Genomic DNA, 1111 nt, shown 5'->3' with positions numbered 1-1111 from the left:
CAACTGCGGCAGGGCTTTATCGGATGTGGAATTAAAAATCAATCCCAGCTCTAATGCAATCGAAGTGCGCAGTAAAAGATTGAGCAGTGGTTGGATTAATGGTGCAAAACTGCAGCAATTTACCAACAGCAATGGTTGGTGGTGCAGTGGAGATGCAGGCCAATTAACTATCACTGGCCTTGAGATAACAGGCCGCCTCGATTGGGCGATTAATAGTGGTGGCGCCACGGTATTTCCAGAGCAAGTAGAAGCGGCTTTATGCCACAGCAAAGGGGTGGCAGCACTCTTGATAGTTGGCCTTCCAGATCCCGAATGGGGTGAGAAACTTGTGGCATTAGTGCKYATTAAACCTGGAGCAGATCAGCAGCTGGTGATCAAGGAGCTATGCATTGAGGCGAACAARTTACCGCCGGCAGAACGGCCAAAAAAATGGTTTTTATCACCGCAACTTGMAACTAATCGTGAAGGCAAATGGGARCGCAAACGCTGGCTTGAATGGGCMCAAAAGAAAGATTGTGAGRTTTATTAAATCAAGGGGTGATCTGGCTGCAAAACAAATTTCATTGCTTATGCCAGGCCATTTGCAAATGGAGAAATCACCYATTACCAGCGTGACAAGGTCTTTTGATCACAGTGCAAGGTTGATGGTGTGAATTACAYAGCCCAGGAGGCTCAAACTGRTTGCGAGTMATYGTTTGTTAATTCTAATCGTGCCAACTTCCCCTATCAACTCGAACCCACWGTGGTAATCCTCTGGCCAATCTGAGTGAAATACTTTTGTGACCAGATCTCCAGCAACTGTGGATCGCTAATAAACCGTTCAATGTCTACCCGGGCCTGGCTCACATCAAGGCTATTGATGCGATCAGCCAGCAATCGCTGCAGCGTGTGTGCCGTGAAAGTTTGATCAATAGGCCAATGGCCACTCTGGCGCGACCGCTCGGCTAAATGATCAAGATGCAGGGGAATGCCGCGTCGCACATACCACTCCAGATCAAACCAATCGCGACCTTTCACACGCTGCTGCCACTGGCGAAACAGCACCGCATGCATCTTGCCGGCGAACAGATCGGGCAGGGAAAAACATTTCACATATAAGGCACATATAAGG

Annotated in this window: 2 protein-coding genes; one reads left to right on the top strand and one right to left on the bottom strand. The window is 48.5% G+C overall.

Going from position 1 to position 1111, the window contains the following annotated elements; genetic code table 11:
• A partial coding sequence (locus C7K08_RS14400) for an AMP-binding enzyme (protein WP_423218705.1) occupies positions 1 to 529 on the top strand: 529 nt, incomplete at its 5' end.
• A 197-nt stretch (positions 530 to 726) separates the two neighbouring features.
• Here the strand turns inward: C7K08_RS14400 and C7K08_RS14395 are convergent.
• Positions 727 to 1111: nucleotidyl transferase AbiEii/AbiGii toxin family protein (locus C7K08_RS14395; protein WP_106501166.1), on the bottom strand; the 385-nt coding region annotated here is incomplete at its 5' end.

Source organism: Synechococcus lacustris str. Tous (genome assembly GCF_003011125.1).
Classification (GTDB): Bacteria; Cyanobacteriota; Cyanobacteriia; order PCC-6307; family Cyanobiaceae; genus Synechococcus_D; species Synechococcus_D lacustris.
The sequence above is the reverse complement of the archived record's forward strand: the minus strand, read 5'-3'. Positions and strand labels throughout refer to the sequence as shown.